The following is a 16,962-nucleotide window of genomic DNA, read 5'->3' on the forward strand; positions in this document are numbered from 1 at the left end:
AGCCGCCGCACGTCGCTCCGGAGGAGGTGAACCGGACGCGAGGGGCCGGGGCGGGCTTCGGTGCGATCTCGCTGGTGCCCTGCGCTATGGACTCCTCGCCGGAACGACCTGGAACCTGACTGACGGCCACGCCGCACCCGCCGCCGCTCACTTCTGACACTTGTTGCGTGACGCCTGGGCGAGCGAGGACAGCGGGGTGGGCGGACGGCGCTTCGACTACCGGCGGAGGTCGACCTGGATCACGGCGTGGCGGCCGTTGGTGCGCCATGCCGTCCCGGCGCTGTCGAGCTGAGCGACGACGGCAGCGTCGACGCCGACGATCACGTCCGACTTCAGCGTCCGCAGGGCTGTGACGGCTGAGGGGAAGTGGCTGGCCACCTCGGTGAACGCGGTGGTGGGCGGCCACAGCTGATCGCCCACCAGCCGACGGTAGTTGAGGTCGCCCTTGAGGATCGTCATCGCCGCGTCGGCGAGCTCGGCGCGGAGAGTGGTCGGCATGTCGTGGAACGGCAGTGGCGCGCAGAAGAACGAGTGCGTGCGGACCACGAGAGCACCGCTGTTCATTGCCCGCCACAGCCGTCCGCCGACCGCCTCGGCCGCCGACGAGGACGCGGTGCGCAGGCGTTCGACGGAAGCGAGGACGTCGGCCGTCGTCGCATCCGACACGTAGTACGGCTGCGGCTTCACGTACAGGACGACCTGCGCCGCCAAGCCGCCGGCCAACAGGTGGTCGATCAGTACGAGATCCGGCAGGAGCTCCCGGCCGGCGTTGTCCGCGATGACGCAGACCCGCCCGCCACGAGTTCGTTCCAGCTCGGTCCAGAACGTCGCGCTGTCGTCGGCGACCAGGTCCGAGGACGCGGCCACCGCGCCGGCCTCCGCGGTGATCTGGAAGCTCAGGTCCGCGCGGTTGCCCCACAGGGAGGACGACAGCAGTGCCTCGGCCCGACGGGGCTCCGGCAGGTCGTCGAGCTTGCTCAGCGCGGCCAGCTCGGCGTCCACCGCCGCTCCGGCCAGCTCGGCGTCCTTGAAGGGTGCGAACGGGTCGATACCCTGCCACGCGCCGGACCCGAAGTACCCGGTGGCGTCGAGCAGTCGACGGTAGAAGTAGCTCTCCGCCCACAGGAACGGCACCTCGCCCCAGGGCCGACCCCACAGTCCCTCACCCCACTCCAGCCACTGCGCGGCGTCCGGGGCGTTCGCGCCCAGCGGCTCCAGCACGCCGGTGGTGCTCTCCGCGAGCAGCCGTTCGACCGCCGCCCGTTCGGCGGGGCCGTACGGCAGTGCGTCGAGGACCTGCTGGACGAGCTTGGGGTGGCGCTCGTGGAAGACGCCCCAGGCGAAGGACCCGGGGACATCACTGCGAATCACGGGGGCGTTCGACACGACGGGGCTCGTCTCTCTCGTCATCAGCGGGCGGTGGGTCCGCTGTCGGCCTGTCGGGGGGCGCCTGCTTGGCTGAGGGTGCTGAGGGTGTGGTCGCCGAACCGGAGCAAGGCCGGTCCGACCGCACTGCCGACCAGGACATGGGCGCCGCCCGCGTCGGCCGCCGCGCAGTTCAGCGCCGCGTCGGCCCGGACCTCCGCGAGTTGCTGCTGTCGGCCGAGTGACCAGGCCCTGACCGTCCCGTCGGCTGCAGCCGAGACTAGACGATCACGGTCTTCCGAGAACGCGACCATCAGCACGCGGCCCGCGTGGCCGGTCAGGTGGGCGGTGAACTGCTCACTGCGGAGGTCCCGCACGTGGATCTCGCCGGTACCCGATCCGACGGCCAGCCGAGTACCCGACGAATCGACTGCGACCACCCGGGCCCAGCCGCCCGGGTTGACGAAGCGGGTGACGTGCTGGCCGTTCCTCGCGTTCCAGACGTGCACAGTGCCGTCGCCGCCGGCAGCGACGAGCAGGTCGCCGACGGCGTCGAAGGCGAGCGATCTGATCCGGCCCGCGTGGGCCTGCCGCTCCCAGCGGAGTGTCCCCGAGGGGAGGTCCCAGCAGCGGATGCGACCGTCGCCGGTACTGGCGGCCAGGCACGAGCCCATCTGCGGAAGCGCGACGCCCCAGCTCCGGGCGATGTCGTCGTTCAGTCGCAGCGACCAGCTCTCGTCCGAGAGCGACCACACCCGGACGGCTCCGTCGCCGCAGGCCGCCGCGACCAGGCCGTCTCCGGCGGCAACGGACCAGACTCGTCCGGCTCCGCCGTCCAGTTCGCGGTGCAGCGCTGCGGTGGCGAGGTCCAGGAGCTCGATGCTGCCGTCGCCGTGGCCGACCACGCCGAGCGCACGGTCGCCCGCGATCTGCGTGGACCAGACCGTGTTCAACCCATCGGCGAGGAGCCGCAGTTCGTTCGGACGATCCGGCTTCCAGAGCCTGACCGAACCGTCCTCGCAGGCCGCCGCCACGGCTCCGTCCGGTGTGCAGACGACGCCTCGAACCCAGTCGACACCGGCCGGCATCCTGATCTGCTCGCCCGGCCCGGCGGTGTCGAAGGTCCGGACGACGGCGTCCTCGGTCGTGGCAACGAGCAGGCCGGAGCGTTCCGTGGCGGCCACCGCCCTTACCCGGGACGGGAGACCATCCACCCGGCGGACCAGCTTCAGCCTGCTGCCGTCGGTGTTCCACAGGGCGACCGAGCGGTCGCCCGAACCGGACGCGAGGAGTGTCCCGGAGGGGGAGAACGCGACCGAGCGGACCCAGTCACGATGGGCCGCCTTCTCGTCGAGGAGCGCTCCGGACGCGAGGTCGTACAACCGGACGAACTCATCCTCGCCCGCCGTCGCCACAACGGTCGCGGTGTCGTTCACGGAAACCGTCCACAGCGGTGTTCCACAGGTGGACAGGCTGTGGCTCAGCGTCTGCCGTTCGACATCCCAGACCCGGGCGCGGCCGTCCTCGGCAACGGAGACCAAGTGCTTCCCCGTCGGCGCGAAGGCAAGGCCGCGTACCCGCCGGTCGTGTCCCGCGAGCACGCCGACGACTTCTCCGCTCCGCGGGTGCCAGAGCCGGATGGCGCCGTCGTCGCCGGCCGAGGCCAGGAGCGTGCCGTCCTGCGTCAGCGCGACGGCGAAAACCCAACCGGTGTGGCCCCGGAAGGAGTTCAGCAACCTGCCGGTCGTGAGGTCGCGCGCCTGTACGGTGCCGTCCTCGCCGCCGGAGCAGACCAGTCCGGCCGCGGTCGCGACGGAGACCACCGCGCCGACGTGGCCGGGCGTCGTTCCGGAAACGCCCGCAGGGCGCGCCCAGGAGACCTCGAAGCCCTCCGCCTCCTCAAATCCCTTCGCGCTGATGCCTGGTGGGAAACCAGCACGCACCAGCGCCAGCGTCAGGGTCGCGGCCATGTCCTGCTTCCGCTGGAGACCGCCGAGCAGGTACCCCGACTCGGTCAGCGTGCGGGCTCTGCGCCAAGCACTGTGGCGCAGGTGGGAGCCGTCCTGGAGGGCCGGAAGCGAGCCGAGCAACGAGGCGTCGGTCGCCAGAGCCTGGCTGCCCACGGTCGCCGCCTTGGTGACGACGTAGTCGACGGAGGAGAGCACGTCGAGGAGCTCGTCCGCGAGGCCGGCTTCGCGGAGGTGGTACGGGAGCCGGTGCCACAGGTAGGAGTGCGAGGCCGGAAGTCGTGTCCACTCACCGCCGTTGACGGCGCGGTACGAGTCCACCAGCGACCGGTGCAGGGCCTCCCACTGCTCCCCGACCAGGTGCTTCAAGTACGCGCGGAAGATGTCGTGCAGCACGATCGCGTTGCGGTCGGCCAGGTACGCGCCGATCAGTGAACGGTCCGCCAGGACGCGGCAGAACTGCCGCACCGCGCCGGCGGACCAGCCGTCGGCCCGCCACCAGTGGGTCAGCACGCTGAGGGGGATCGGGGCCGCGGCCGGGAAGACCGCGAGCGAGAGGTAGCGCTCGCGCAACGAGGAGGCGCCGGGGATACGGACGCCGTCGTCGAGGCTGCGCAGGCTCGCGGTGATCGCGTGCCCGATGGCGTTGCTTCGTTGGTCGGCGTCCCAGACGTCGAACGCGTGCGGGCCGAACAGGTGCAGGGTCTCGCGTGCCTCGGACACGGCCTGCTCCGGCGAAGACCCGGCGGCAAGGTCGGAGGAGACGTTGGACCCGACCACGCTGGCCAGCAGTGGCCAACCGCCGCACAGGGCCGCCAGTTGTTCGGCCGCAGGGCGCGCAAGCGGCGAGACCGCGCGGGTGAGCAACTCGCTGATCTCCGAACCCGACATCGGGCCGAGCCGCAGCACCTGGGCGGTGGACGGGTAGGTGCGGATGTTCCTGGTGGTGACGAGGCGGACGCACTCCGGCGCGCCAAGGAGGAACGGCGAGAGGTCGGCGGCGGACCAGACGTTGTCGATGACCAGCAGCGCGCGCCGCCCCTGGAGAAGGCGGGCGAGATGGAAGCCCGCCTGTTCCGGATCGGTGAGGGCCGGCCTGGCCCCGTCGAGATGCACGCACAGATCGGAGATCAGCTCGACGACCCGCGCGCTCGTGCACCCCTCGCCCGTCTCCACCCAGAGGATCTCCGGGTACAGCTCACGGATGCCCGCGTCCTCGCAGACCTGCGTGATCAGCGTGGTCTTGCCGAAGCCGCCGGGTCCGCACACGGCCACCGTGCCGCCCCGGCCTGCCGAACTGGCAGTGCTCAGGAGGGAGATGACGCTCTCGAAGTCTTCCGACCTGTGGACCAAACCATGCTCCGGGGATGGCGCGAGGGCGTAACTCCCCACGGTGGTTGCCCGGCGGGGGTCGGGTACGCCCAGGATCTCCCGGAAGCGCTCCACGGCGTCCGGATCCGCCCGGTCGAGGACCGTGTCGAGTAATGCCTGTGAATCGGGCACGGGGAACAACTGCTCCCCGCCGGCCTCCCATTTGGACACCGTGCGATCGCTGACGCCGAGGTGAGCGGCGAACGCGCGCACACTCATGCGCAACGCCTCGCGCAGTGCCCGGGCCTCCCGGCCTGACCAGCGCTGCACTGTTCCCACGGAAGCTCCCGCGATCGGTGACCAGGACGCTAGCAGCCTAGGACGGCCGTGACCGCGCCGTACGGGCAACGGTTCCACGGGAGTTCAGCAGGAGTGCGACACCGTCGTTTGCTACGGCGCGGCATGCCTCCGCAGACCTGCGTCCGGAGTTCGGTGCCGGTGCGACGGGCGTACGACGCCGGGACATCCCTGCACCCGGTGCCCCGACGCCAGTCTTGGCGGGGCGAGAAGCGGTGCCCCGGCAGACCCCGGGCACCAGTCGAAACGGTCTGCCTCGCAGAGAGAACCGCCGTCATCAACCAGCCGACGAACAGTCAGGGATGCCATGGCAGAGACCTCCGAAAAGAGGGAAGGGCGCGGTTCGAGTTCGAGGCCCGCCCCGAGGCCCTCGTCCACACCGTGCACGGCGAGACGATGGCGGTGGCGGCATGGTGCAGCGGCCCGCTGATCCACATCGAAGTGCTCGACCAGGACTGCCACGTACCGGAGTTGAAACGCCCGGCGGAACTCTCGGGCCCGCTCTCGGAGTACGACCTCCAGGAACGCGGACGCGGCCTCTTCCTGATCGACGCGTTCAGCGAGCGATGGGGCTTCGCCGTCCGACCTCCCGGAAAAGCGGTCTGGTTCGAGCTGACCGACCCCGACCTGGTCGGAGCGCTCGGATGAACCTGACCGGAATCCCCGTTCCCGGTGCGGACCACGCGACCAGAGCTTCCTGCCCGCACGTCACGCACCGCCTCAGACCAGAACCGATGTCCAGGAGGAACCGCTGTGACCACGACCAAACCCCTGCCCGGCACCCGCGACCGCTTCGGTGCCGAACTCCGCCGCCGGGACTTCGCCGCCGCCGCGCTGCTCGAGACTGCCTACTCCCGCGGCTTCGAGCGGCTGGCCGTCCCCGTATTGGAGCGCGCCGAGAGCTTCTCCGAGCAGGTCGTCGGCCGCTCGCCCTGGCCCGAGTGGAACCCGCGGGGCGTCTTCACCGTCCCGGTCCCCGGTTACACCAAGGGCTACACCGAGACGACCGGCGTGACCACGGCCCTCCTGATCCCCGAGGGCACCGTCTCGGTGGCCCGCTGGATCGCCGGCCGCCTGCGCGAGGTCGAGGCCGGCGCCCTGCCCGTGAAGGTCTGCTACGACCTCCCCTGCCACCGCAACGAGCCGCTCGACACGCTCACCGGCACCAAGCTCCGCGAGTTCTCGCAGTTCGGCGTTGAGATCCTCGGCGCGGCCAACCCCGCCGCCGACGCCGAGATCATCACCTTCATCTACGACGCCCTCGCCGCGCTCGGAGTGCCCAGGGACACGATCCGGGCCCGCATCAACGATGTCTCGATCTTCACCCGGGCGGTCGCCGACAGCCGCATCCCCCACGAGACCGCCATCGCGATCAAGGAACACTTGGACGCCCTCGCCGAGTGCCGCGCGGGCAAGCACCCGGAACGCGCGGGCGACCTCCGCAAGACCCTCTCCGACATCCTCGACCACCTCCACCTGACGGATAGCCAGCGTGCGGTGTGGGACCTGCTCGCCGGCCACGCCACCGGCACCGCCGACGACCACGCCCGGCGAATCCTCGGCCCGGCCCACGCCGACGACCTGGACGCCTTGGAAACCATGCGGACCAGCCTCATCGACGACGGCATCCACACCGTCATCGACCTCGGCGTGGTCCGCTCCCACGAGTACTACACCGGCGTCTCGTTCGAGGTCGACGTGCAGCTCCCCGACGGACGGCTGTACGCCGAGATCGCCGGCGGCGGCCGGTACGACAAGCTCATCGGCCACTTCATGACGTCCGCCTCCCTCACCGCGATCCCCTCCACCGGCTTCGCGTTCGGCATCGAGCGCCTCCTCACGATGCTCGCCGACATCGGCGTCTTCGACCGTCCGGCCGTCCACTCCGTCCAGCACCGCTTCGACGACTCCAGCGCCGATACGCTGCTGGTCCCCCGCGACGACGCGGCCACCGTCGCCGGGTACCTCCGGGCCCGCCGCGCGGCCGACCGGCAGCTGCGACGCGTGGACATCTGGGTCGGCGAGAACGACCAGGACGCCATTGCCCAGTACGCCGCCGCCCGCCGCATCACCGGGGTGGACTGGTGCTGACCGACCTCCGCCGACAGCTCGCGCCGCTCCTCACTGCCGGCTACGGCGAGGCGGTGGAGCGGTGGACCAGCCGCCACCTTGCGGACCTGCCGGACCTGGCCACCGCCTACCGCGCCTACACGCTGGCAGACCGGAACCTGAACCGGCCTCTCCTCACCCTCGTCGGCTACGGAGCCCGACGCGGCGGCCTCGGAGCCGAGTTGTACGACGAGGTCGGCCCGGCCTGCTTCGTCGCCCAGGTCGTCCGGGACTTCCTCGCGATCCACGACGACGTCGTGGACGGCGACCGCGAGAAGTTCGGGCAGCCCACCCTGCCCGCGGTCCTGGGCAACGAGGCAGCGATCTTCTTCGGCGACCTGCTCCTCGGCCTGGTCGGAGATCTCATCGCAGGGGCCTCGATCCCCGCAGAGGCCCGCCACCGGCTGCAGACGCGCGTCCTCCGTGCGCTTCGACGCGTCCAGCACGGTCAGCTCACCGAACTCGCCCTTCAGCGCCGACCGTTGCGAGAGATCCGGACCGAGACCCTGCTGAAGGTCTACGCCGACAAGGCCGCCGAGTACTGCTACGTGCTGCCGTTCGAGATCGGCATCGTCCTGGCCGGCGAGAGCAGCGCCCTCGCGGACGCCGTTCGGCCGGTGCTGCTGGACATCGGTGTCGCCTCACAGATCATCGACGACATCGCGGGCCAGACCACCGGCTCCGGCAAGGACACCCCCGGCGAACTGCTGCACCTGCGCCGAACCGTCCTGCTCTCGGAACTCTCCTCCCGGATCCCGTCCGGCCATCCACTCGAAGCCGCGCTCTCCGGGCAGACGGCCACCGCCGACGACATCCCGGCGATCAGGGAGGCGTTCGTCTCCAGCGGCGCGCTCCACGCGACCGGCCGCCGTGCCGAGGCCCTGGCCGACCGCACGAGGGCTGCCATACCGACCCTTCCCCTCGGCGGGCCGGCCACCGAGTACCTGATGGACCTCCTGGCCGCCCGCGTCACCGACAACCTCGCCAGCTGGACCACCGAAGAGTGAACTCGGTGGAGCCCGCACCTCCCGCCGCTCTACGCTCAGTCGACCGACCGAATCAGGAAGGTACCGTGCCCACAAACGATCTCTCCTCGCGCACGTCCGTGAGGCCCTCCTGGGATGAACTCCCCGTCCCCGTACGGGAGTCCGCACAAGCGGTCCTCGGCTCGCCCGTCACCGACTCCCAGGCCCAGACCGGCGGATTCAGCCCCGGCCTCGCAGTCCGCGCCACCCTCGCCGACGGCCGGGCGGTGTTCCTCAAGGGCGTCGCCACCGACCACCCCGTCCACGGGATGTACGCCGACGAAGCGACGATCAACCGCAGCTTGAGCCACCAGGTCCCCGTACCGCGGATGCTCGACTCCTGGGAGGCGGGCGGGTGGCTGCTGATGGCCTTCGAGGACATCGACGGCGGCCACCCCGACCTCAGCCCCGGCTCGGCCGACCTCCCCGCGGTCATCCGATTGCTCGACCAACTCCCCAAGACGGTCAGCCCCTCCCCGATCCCCGGCGCCCCGACCGTCGCCGCCGTCCTCGAAGGGGGCTTCCACGGCTGGCAGGCACTCGCCGACCAACAGGCCGAGCTCGACCCGTGGTCCGCGCGCCACCTCGACCAACTCGCCGCCGTCGAGCGCGACTGGCTCACCGAATCCGCCGGAGACTGCCTCCTCCACGTGGACCTGCGCGCCGACAACATGCTCATGCACGACGGCAACGCCCTCGCCATCGACTGGGCCTACCTCCACCAGGGCGCCGCCTGGATCGACCCCGCCTTCCTTGTCCCCCAACTGATCCGCGCCGGCCACACCCCCGCCCAGGCCGAAGCCCTCATCGCGGACGTCACCTCCTGGACCGCCGCCCCACCGGACGCGATCACCTCCTTCGCCGCTGCCCAGGCCGGCTACTGGGAACGCAGCTCCCGCCTCCCCGCCCCACCCGGAGTGCCCTACCTGCGCGGCTACCAGGCCGCCATGGCGGCCGTCGGCCGGACCTGGATCGAGTTCCGCACCGGCTGGCACTGAGGTTACGCAGCGGTGGCCGCGGGCTTCGGCCCGAGGCCACCGAGCCTTTCGGGTCTCCTCCCATCCACCAGACAGAGAGCCCCGCCGTTGCCGGCAACCGCGCTGTAACTCGCGCCGCCAGATGGCCAGGAGGAGCAACTACGGTCACGCTGTGAACAACTCCCAGCCCCACGAGGCCGTAGCCCAGCCCCTCACCGCCGCCGGCGTTCTCTTCTTCGACGAAGCTGACCGCGTGCTCCTGGTGAAGCCCACGTACAAACCGGGCTGGGAGATCCCGGGAGGTTACCTCCACCCTGGTGAGACCCCGAGCGAGGGCGCGGCCCGAGAGGTCGAGGAGGAGCTCGGCATCACCCCGCCCGTCGCCCGCCTCCTCGTCGTGGACTGGGCGCCCCACCCGACCGAGGGCGACAAGCTTCTCTTCGTCTTCGACGGGGGCGTCCTCCCCATCGAGGAACGAGCCCGGATCAACCTGGACGGCGTGGAGATCGGCGAGTATGCCTTCCACGCCGTCGACCGGCTCGACGAAGTCCTCATCCCGCGACTCGCCCGCCGCGTCCAGGCCGCTTGCACCGCCAGGACGAAGCCCGAAACCGTCTACCTGGAGCATGGAGCGACCCACTTGTAGACCGTGGCTGGTACAAGTGGCGCCTGGGAAACAGGCTCACCAGCATCCGGACGAACCTGGGGCACCCGGCTTCGGGCACTCGACTCAAGCGGGTTTGATCAATCGGCTTGTGCTGGACGGGAGCGAGGGGATACCACGACGGTATGCACCGCTGGACTCCTCTCAACGAGCGTCAGCTCGCTCTCCTGGCCCGGATCGGTGAGGGCGTCAACCCCGTCACCTCGGACGAACCCACGCTGGCCGTCACGGCACGGGCACTCAAAGGCCGCGGGCTCATCCTCATGCCGAAGGCTGCTGACAAGAGGTGGCGAGCAGAGATCACCGACGTCGGACGGTTCTATCTGGAACATGGCCATCACCCGGATCAGCCGGCCAAGAAGGACGGTCGACCTGCTGAGCGAGGCCCCGTTCAGAAGTCGGCTACGAAGATCGTTCGGCAGGACGCTCAGCCGGGCGAAGGGGCCGCAAGTCCGAAGTCAGCGGCACCTACCCGTCCTACCCGTCCGCTGCCGCCTCCTCGCTCGGTGACTGGGCCGGCGTTGATCGAGCAGGTCCAGCAGGCGGGGCGCTTCCTGCGTATCTCGGATCCGCTGCCGGAGGAACGTGCGCGGCTGCGGCGGGCCTTCGACGCTGCCCGGGAGTACGCGCCCGACGGCTACCAGCTGAAGTACAGCGGGCGGGAGAAGGGCGACTTCTTCCTCGGCCTGCTCCGGACGAACGGGCTCGACGAGACCGAGTGGAACCGGATCCGCCTCCAGCGCAGCAGGGTCATCACCGACGTCGACGACGTGATCGCGGCGATCAGAGCCGACCACAGCGCTTTCGAGATCTCCGAGGAGGTGCTCCCGCGAGTGCTGTCGATCGTCCGTCTGATCGCCGAGGAAGCCCTGGCCAAGCACGGGGACGTCGCGATCTCGAAGAAGCGACGTCAGGCCAGGCCGATGCTCAACGTCCACGGTCGGACCTGGGAGATCGGCTTCAAGGAGCGGCAGCAGCAGGTCAAGTACGTGCCTGTCCCCAAGGGGCGGCGCAAGACGTACGACTGGCAGCGGGTCACACCCGCCTACCGAACCGAGCCGTCCGGAGAACTCGACCTCTACCTGGTCGAACCCCATCCCTACGGCTACAACCGCGCCGGCGCCTGGAAGAAGGAGTACGGCGACAAACCCGACCGCCCGTTGGAGGAACAGATCGGCAGTGCCTTCCGGGCACTCAAGGCGCACGCCGAGGACCAGGAGAAGCGCCGCCTGGCGTACGAAGCCGAGCAACGACGCCTTCGGGAGGAACGGGAACGGGCGGAGATCGAGCGGCGACGACTGGAGGCCGAGGAGAAGGAGCGCAAGCAGCGGCAGTGGGAGAAAGCCGTCGCCGCCGCCAAGATCCACGCCGCCGAGGCTGCGCGGGCGGAGACCTTCGGCGCTGCCCTGGACCGGTGGCGTGCTGCGGCTGAGATCCGCCGGTTCTGCGCGGAGCTGGAGGAATCCGTGTCCCGCGCCACGTCCGTCGCGGAGGCCGGGCGCCTGCGCCAGTGGGCCGAGTGGGGTGCGAAAGAAGCCGACAGGATCGACCCGACGTCGCCCGGCCGCGGGCTCGGCATCGAGGACTTCGAGACCGAACCCACTGACGAGGCCCTGCGCCCCTTCCTCGACGGCTGGAGCCCGCACCGGCCCGTCAAGGAGACACCGCCGGTCGAGCCCGCCCAACCACCCCGTGAGGCAGCCCCCTGGCACGACCTCAGCGCCTCACCTCGGGACCAAGGCTGGAGATACGCACGCCGAGGTCGCGCTCAATGGTGGAGGCAATGACGCCGTGCCCTCGCTCGCGCAACGCCTTCACGGCCCGCTCGATCAGGACGTTCAGCCGTTCCACCTCTTCGCGAAGGGCAAGCAGCTCGTCATAGCGGTCCACCCGCTCCCGGCCGCACCATTCGCGAACGGTGCGGAGGGCATCGTCCTCGGCCTTCAGCTTCCCGTCGTCCCGGCGGCGCTCCCAGGAGTGCCATGACGGAAGGGCCCGCTCGCGGTCCACGGCCTCCTGCCGACGATCGACCTCCGGCAGGATCTCCTCGGCCAGCACCTCCGCAGCCCGCCGGGCGATCCGCTCGACGACCGGCCAGCCCGCCAGGCACAGTCCGGATCGGGTCTCGTGGACCATCGGATCGGCGCGCAGCTCGGCTGGATCGAGGTCCAGACGACGCGCTGTGGCATCGAGATCGGTCAGCTCCAACACGCCGCCGTCAGCCGCACCCTTACGCAGCCGGACCTGGCTCTTCGGGCGGACGAACCCCAGGACCGTCCGGGCCGCCTCGAACTCGGGGCTCTTGCGCATCTGCCGGGACGCCTCGGTCAGCCTCAGTTCCGCAGCATTGTCAGCACGGAAGACCTCCACGTCGGCCCACCGGGCGACCAGTGAGGCACGTGCTACCCACTCCTGCAGCCCGGCTTCTTCCCCATCGAGGAACCGGACGTGCACCTGGGCGGACCGGCGCGGGTCTCCCACTCGGACGATCTGCACGCGGCGGACAGCGCCGCCGAGCAGCTTGGGCTGGGCACGATGGGCCCAGTTCTCGTTGATCTCCACGTACTCATTGAGCCAAATCGGCGCCCTGCCGCACTACTGATTCCGAGGACCGTTACCGGTCAGAAACGGAGCTTGGACCGTTGTGATGACGCGCAGCGGATGATGGTTCCGTGCGGCTGGCCTCACGAACTCCGCTCGGTCTTGAGTCGCGCATTCTCGGCTTCCAAGGCCGCGATACGTTGTTCAAGCTGGGCGCGGGTGAGGCGACTGCTCCTGGGGGCTTGAGCGGGGGGATTACTGACATTCGGTGGTTCTGCTACAAGCCCGAGTGGCTCGTAGGCCACGCATGGACGATGATCCGTGCACTTTGGGATTGGACATGGAGCAGCGCCGCTTCGTCTCCACGATGTGGCCGCAGTAGAGCAGTAGAGACGTACGCGCCAGCGCATGATCTGATGATCTGGTTTCTTGAACGATCCCATCATCTCAAGCGCCTTTTCGCGGCCAGCGTTCCGCCGCCGCAGAAGCTCTGGATCTGCTGCCTCTTCGGCTCGCCACTTTTCAGCCTGCTTGTTGACGGCGTCACGGATCTGAACAACACCAGTCATGAGTGGGGGAGTGATGCCTGTATTGGATCGCGAGTGATCAGCCGATGACTGGACAGTGGCCAGCTGCCCGAAGCGCTCAGATGCCAGCGCGAAACTGGGTGACTTGGCCTTCATGCCCTGCTGTCGTCAGGCGTGGTCGGGGCTTTGGCCCTCCGGGCAGGAGATCTCGCCCTGGGACCGGGCTCAAGGTTCTCGTTGCATGCATGGCGAGGCCCTGGCCGCAGAGTGCGCCCAGGGCCTCGCCCGGTGTGACGGTACGGTTCAGTTGGCGTCGGCGGGGATGGTGCCGAGGCGGCCGGCCTGGAAGTCCTCCATGGCCTGCTGGAGTTCGCGGTGGCTGTTCATCACGAACGGGCCGTAGTGGGCGACGGGCTCGCGGATCGGGAGGCCGCCGAGCAGGACGAACTCGAAGGTGGCGGAGCGGGAGTCCTGCTTGTCGTCGGCGCGGATCGTCAGGCTGTCGCCGTCGCCGAAGACCACGGCCTGGCCCATCCGGAACGGGCGGCGCTCCTCGCCGGCCGAGCCGCTGCCGGCCAGGCCGTAGGCGAGGGCGTTGAAGTCGGGGCGCCAGGGCAGGGTGAGCTGGGCGCCGGGGGTGAGCGAGACGTGCGTCATGGTGATGGGGGTGTGGGTGGCGCCGGGGCCCTGGTGGCCGTCGATCCCGCCGGCGATGACCCGGATCAGCGCGCCGCCGTCGGCGGAGGTGAGCAGCTTGACGCTGCCGCCGCGGATGTCCTGGTACTTCGGGGTGATCATCTTGTCCGAGGCGGGCAGGTTGACCCAGAGCTGGAGACCGTGGAACAGGCCGCCGGACTGCACCAGCGACTCCGGCGGGGTCTCGATGTGCAGCAGGCCGGAGCCCGCCGTCATCCACTGGGTGTCGCCGTCGGTGATGGTGCCGCCGCCGCCGTGCGAGTCCCGGTGGATGAAGGTGCCGTCGATGATGTAGGTGACGGTCTCGAAGCCGCGGTGCGGGTGCCAGGGGGTTCCCTTCGGCTCGCCGGCCGCATAGTCCACCTCGCCCATCTGGTCCATCATGATGAACGGGTCGAGGAACTTCTGGTTGATCTTGGCGAAGGCGCGGCGGACGGGGAAGCCCTCGCCCTCGTAGCCCTCGGGGGCGGTGGCCACGGTCAGGACCGGCCGGGCCGTGCTGTGCGCGGGGTCGGGGGTGGTCACGCGCGGGAGGGTGAGCGGGTTCTCGACGGTCACGGCGGGCATGTCGGCCTCCTTCGGGGGTCTGTGGCCTACGTCCACCACAGTAGTTCAATGCTCAACAACTCGCAAGGTTGAACGTTGAACTACATGGGTGCATTCCCGCCCGGGGAAGCCGCCCGCGAAGGGGCGGGGGAGAAGGGGTGGGGGAGGGGTCAGCCGTACATCCGGCGCATGGTGAAGTCCACCATCTGCTCGACCGCGCGGGCGTCGAACACCATCCGGTGCTCGCCCTCCATGTCCAGGGCGAAGCCGTACCCGGTGGGCAGCAGGTCGAGGATCTCGGCGCCGGTGACCGAGAAGTGCTTGGACTCCTTGCCCGCGTAGCGCTTCAGCTCCTTGAGCGAGCTGAACATCGGGATCACCGGGGTGGGGGTGTTGTGCAGCGCGAGGAAGCCGGGGCGGTCGCCGCGCGGGCAGTACACCTTGGAGGTGATGAAGATGGCCTGGAAGTCCTCCACCGGCATCGCCCCGGTGGTGAAGGCGCGCACCGCGTCGGCCAGCGAGGGCGGCGAGGGCTCGGGGTAGAGCGACTGCTGGGCGGCCTGCGGGTCGCCGTACCCGGGGCCGGGCATGCCGGGCGCCCCCTGCTGCGACTGCTGCTGGTAGGGGTCCTGGTAGGCGCTCTGCTCGTAGCCGTACACGGGACAAGGCTATCGGGCGCGGCCCCGGTCGGGGACGGGAGATCCGCACAATCCGGGAGCGGGCCCCGTTGTGGGACGTGACCACGTTCATACCCTTGTCATGTCGGAGGGCTTGAACAAGTTACCAACGGGTAGCATCATGGGGCCTACTGGTGGGTAAGCGGTGCGTCGGAAACGGCCGCCCGTGGAGCAGACGAACCGGAGAAACGGTCATGGGTCACTACAAGTCCAACCTGCGGGACGTGGAGTTCAACCTCTTCGAGGTGTTCGGCCGCGACCAGGTGTACGGCACCGGTCCGTTCGCCGACATGGACGTCGACACCGCGAAGAACATCCTCAGCGAGATCTCCCGGCTGGCCGAGAACGACCTGGCCGCCTCCTTCGTGGACGCCGACCGCAACCCGCCGGTCTTCGACCCGGAGACCAATACCGCTCCGATCCCGGAGACCTTCAAGAAGAGCTACCAGACCTTCATGGACGCCGAGTGGTGGCGCCTGGGCATCCCGGAGGGCATCGGCGGCCAGGTCACCCCGAACTCCCTGGTCTGGGCGTACGCGGAGCAGGTGCTCGGCTCCAACCCGGCGATCTGGATGTACTCCTCCGGCCCGGCCTTCGCCGGCGTCGTCTTCGACGAGGGCACCGAGGAGCAGCAGAAGGTCGCCCAGCGCATGGTCGAGGGCCTCTGGGGCGCCACCATGGTGCTGACCGAGCCCGATGCGGGCTCCGACGTGGGCGCCGGCCGCACCAAGGCGATCAAGCAGGAGGACGGCTCCTGGCACATCGAGGGCGTCAAGCGCTTCATCACCTCGGGCGAGCACGACATGTCCGAGAACATCATCCACCTGGTGCTGGCCCGCCCCGAGGGCGGCAAGCCGGGCACCAAGGGCCTCGGCCTCTACATCGTCCCGAAGTTCGACTTCGACTGGGAGACCGGCGAGCTCGGCGAGCGCAACGGCGTCTACGCCACCAACGTCGAGCACAAGATGGGCCTCAAGGCCTCCAACACCTGCGAGATGACCTTCGGCGCCAAGCACCCCGCCAAGGGCTGGCTGCTCGGCGAGACCGTCGACGGCATCCGCCAGATGTTCAAGATCATCGAGTTCGCCCGGATGATGGTCGGCACGAAGGCCATCGCCACCCTCTCCACCGGCTACCTGAACGCGCTGGAGTACGCCAAGGAGCGCGTGCAGGGCGCCGACCTCGCGCAGTTCATGGACAAGACCGCGCCGCGCGTCACCATCACCCACCACCCCGACGTGCGCCGCTCGCTGCTCACGCAGAAGGCGTACGCCGAGGGCATGCGCGCCCTGGTCCTCTACACTGCCTCGGTGCAGGACGACATGCTGGCCGCCCGCCTGCGCGGCGAGCACGACGCCGCCGCCGAGCGCCTGAACGACCTGCTGCTGCCGATCGTCAAGGGCTACGGCTCGGAGAAGTCCTACGAGCAGCTCGCCCAGTCGCTGCAGACCTTCGGCGGCTCCGGCTACCTGCAGGAGTACCCGATCGAGCAGTACATCCGGGACGCCAAGATCGACACCCTGTACGAGGGCACCACCGCCATCCAGGGCCAGGACTTCTTCTTCCGGAAGATCGTCAAGGACGGCGGCCAGGCGCTCACCGCCGTCAACGAGCAGATCGGCAAGTTCCTCGCCACCGGCGAGGGCGGCGCCGCGCTGGCCGCCGAGCGCGACCTGCTGGCCACCGCCGCCGGCGACCTGGAGGCCATCGTCGGCAAGCTGATCGCCGACCTGACGGCCGTCGAGCAGGACGCCAAGAACATGTACAAGGTGGGCCAGAACACCACCCGCCTGCTGCTGGTCTCCGGCGACGTGGTGGTCGGCTGGCTGCTGCTGCGCCAGGCCGCCGTCGCGCTGGCCAAGCTGGAGGCGGGCGCGTCCGAGAAGGACGTCCCCTTCTACCAGGGCAAGATCGCCGCGGCGAAGCACTTCGCCCGCACCGTGCTGCCCACCACCACCGCGCAGCGCCAGATCGCCGAGGCGATCGACAACGAGCTGATGGAGCTCGCCGAAGAGGCGTTCTGATCCGGCGCCCCCACAGGACCGCCTGACCCACCCTCACCCCGCGGGGCCCGGTACTGCACCGGGCCCCGCGGCGTTGTGTCGCGCCCCGTTCACTGTTGTGTCACCGTTGCGGAGTTCTCGCGGCCCTGTCCGTGTACGGGCATATGCTCAGGGGAGGGCCCTGCAACCCCACCAGG

13 protein-coding genes are annotated in these 16,962 nt (G+C 69.8%); 8 read left to right on the top strand and 5 right to left on the bottom strand.

Translation table 11 applies throughout. From position 1 onward, the window contains the following. Positions 1-216 precede the first annotated feature (216 nt). Positions 217-1,371 (bottom strand): damage-control phosphatase ARMT1 family protein, encoded by a 1,155-nt coding sequence (locus ACIOHG_RS27355; RefSeq protein ID WP_400954325.1) that lies wholly within the window; start codon positions 1,369-1,371, stop codon positions 217-219. Positions 1,372-1,409: 38 nt separating this feature from the next. After that, positions 1,410-4,982, bottom strand: coding sequence for an NB-ARC domain-containing protein (locus ACIOHG_RS27360; RefSeq protein ID WP_400954327.1), 3,573 nt, complete (start codon positions 4,980-4,982; stop codon positions 1,410-1,412). Between the two features lie 399 nt (positions 4,983-5,381). Here ACIOHG_RS27360 and ACIOHG_RS27365 point away from each other — a divergent pair, with 399 nt between their 5' ends. The 6 genes from ACIOHG_RS27365 to ACIOHG_RS27390 all read left to right on the top strand — a co-directional run bounded on the left by ACIOHG_RS27365 (position 5,382) and on the right by ACIOHG_RS27390 (position 11,562). Then, positions 5,382-5,648 carry an ATP-binding protein gene (locus ACIOHG_RS27365; protein WP_400954328.1) on the top strand — a complete coding sequence of 89 codons (267 nt, stop codon included), beginning with the start codon at positions 5,382-5,384 and terminating at the stop codon, positions 5,646-5,648. Positions 5,649-5,753: 105 nt separating this feature from the next. After that, positions 5,754-7,091 (top strand): ATP phosphoribosyltransferase regulatory subunit, encoded by a 1,338-nt coding sequence (locus ACIOHG_RS27370; RefSeq protein ID WP_400954329.1) that lies wholly within the window; start codon positions 5,754-5,756, stop codon positions 7,089-7,091. After that, the gene (locus ACIOHG_RS27375) at positions 7,085-8,116 is read left to right on the top strand and encodes a polyprenyl synthetase family protein (protein ID WP_400954331.1); all 1,032 of its coding nucleotides are present in this window, start codon (positions 7,085-7,087) and stop codon (positions 8,114-8,116) included. Before ACIOHG_RS27370 ends, ACIOHG_RS27375 begins: the two co-directional genes overlap by 7 nt. A gap of 65 nt (positions 8,117-8,181) precedes the next feature. Continuing rightward, positions 8,182-9,132: a phosphotransferase gene (locus ACIOHG_RS27380; protein WP_400954333.1), complete on the top strand. Its 951-nt coding sequence runs from the start codon at positions 8,182-8,184 to the stop codon at positions 9,130-9,132. 151 nt (positions 9,133-9,283) lie between these two features. Then, positions 9,284-9,757: an NUDIX domain-containing protein gene (locus ACIOHG_RS27385; protein ID WP_400954334.1), complete on the top strand. Its 474-nt coding sequence runs from the start codon at positions 9,284-9,286 to the stop codon at positions 9,755-9,757. A gap of 143 nt (positions 9,758-9,900) precedes the next feature. Then, positions 9,901-11,562: a PE-PGRS family protein gene (locus ACIOHG_RS27390; protein ID WP_400954336.1), complete on the top strand. Its 1,662-nt coding sequence runs from the start codon at positions 9,901-9,903 to the stop codon at positions 11,560-11,562. Here the strand turns inward: ACIOHG_RS27390 and ACIOHG_RS27395 are convergent. After that, positions 11,492-12,337 (bottom strand): PE-PGRS family protein, encoded by an 846-nt coding sequence (locus ACIOHG_RS27395; protein WP_400954338.1) that lies wholly within the window; start codon positions 12,335-12,337, stop codon positions 11,492-11,494. The genes ACIOHG_RS27390 and ACIOHG_RS27395 overlap by 71 nt on opposite strands. A gap of 395 nt (positions 12,338-12,732) precedes the next feature. Between ACIOHG_RS27395 and ACIOHG_RS27400 the strand changes: the two genes are divergently transcribed. Then, a complete protein-coding gene (locus ACIOHG_RS27400) occupies positions 12,733-12,933 on the top strand; it encodes a hypothetical protein (RefSeq protein ID WP_400954340.1) in 201 nt (66 codons plus the stop codon). Positions 12,934-13,146: 213 nt separating this feature from the next. Here the strand turns inward: ACIOHG_RS27400 and ACIOHG_RS27405 are convergent, their stop codons facing one another. Both ACIOHG_RS27405 and ACIOHG_RS27410 read right to left on the bottom strand, forming a co-directional pair. Beyond that, entirely contained in the window at positions 13,147-14,106 is a 960-nt protein-coding gene (locus ACIOHG_RS27405) for a pirin family protein (RefSeq protein ID WP_400954341.1), read from the bottom strand. A gap of 149 nt (positions 14,107-14,255) precedes the next feature. After that, positions 14,256-14,744, bottom strand: a complete 489-nt coding sequence (locus ACIOHG_RS27410) for an SseB family protein (RefSeq protein WP_400954343.1) — start codon at positions 14,742-14,744, stop codon at positions 14,256-14,258. Between the two features lie 212 nt (positions 14,745-14,956). Between ACIOHG_RS27410 and ACIOHG_RS27415 the strand changes: the two genes are divergently transcribed. Beyond that, on the top strand, positions 14,957-16,786 hold the full coding sequence (locus ACIOHG_RS27415; protein WP_400954344.1) for an acyl-CoA dehydrogenase: 1,830 nt from the start codon (positions 14,957-14,959) through the stop codon (positions 16,784-16,786). Positions 16,787-16,962 lie beyond the last annotated feature (176 nt).

Source organism: Kitasatospora sp. NPDC088134 (genome assembly GCF_044741705.1).
GTDB lineage: Bacteria > Actinomycetota > Actinomycetes > Streptomycetales > Streptomycetaceae > Kitasatospora.